General features: G+C 58.2%; 1 protein-coding gene. It reads right to left on the reverse strand.

The window, feature by feature from the left end; all coding sequences use genetic code 11:
• Positions 1 to 978, reverse strand: a 978-nt coding sequence (locus ACX0G9_RS31680; RefSeq protein ID WP_459069006.1) for a condensation domain-containing protein, incomplete at both ends; no start/stop codon positions are given.

The raw sequence follows: 978 nt of genomic DNA on the forward strand, positions 1-978 counted from the left end.
CTTCTGTGTGAGCAGCTCTCCGGATAAATATTGCCGCTGCCAGATCGCATAATCTGCGTATTGGATCGGCAATACCGGCAATACGGCCGGACGGCCGGCTGCCTGTGACCGGTATAATTCCACCAACTCATCCACTAACAGGGCATTGGACCAGCCATCCGATGCAATATGGTGCAGCACGATCACCAATACCTGCTCCCGGTCCGATAACCGGATCAGGTGGCCCCGGAGCTTATAATCCGTTCCCAGATCGAAGGGCCGCCGGATCAACTCGTCCAGATAACCCTCCAACGCCACCGGATCCGTCCTGTACTTCAGACCCTCCTGCCTCGTTAACTGAAACCCTTCCGTCCCCATTATGCGTTGATAGGGCTCCCCGGCCTGTTCGGCTATCACCGTCCGCAGTACTTCATGGCGGTTCACCAGCTCCCGCAGCGACCCTTCCAATGCCTCTTCCCGCACCCTGCCCCGCATACGCAGTACCAGCGGCATATGATAATGATGACTCCCTTCCAATTGATCGATGAACCATAACCGCTCCTGGGCAAACGATAACGGGATCCGCGCCGGACGATCCGCCCGGACGATCCCCGCCATCCCTCCCTCGCCCCGGCCGCCCGATAACAGCCTCCCTAAGGACCCGATCGTCGCATAGTCGAACACCTCCGCTATCGATACCTCCATTTTCAACTCCTTGCGGATCGCCGCAATCAACCGGATCGCCAGCAGCGAATGACCCCCGATCTCAAAAAAATTATCTTCCGTCCCGATCCCCTCTCTACCCAGCAAGCCTTCCCATATCTTCACCAATGACTCCTCCAGCTCATTGACCGCCGCTACTGCCCCTGACCCCTCCTCCACAATGCGGTCCAGATCCGCCAATGCCCCGCTGTCAATCTTCCCATTGACCGTCAGCGGCAACCGCTCCAGCAATACGATCCGGGACGGCTGCATCGGTGACGGCAATAGCTTCTCCAG

The organism is Flavitalea flava (assembly GCF_054461575.1).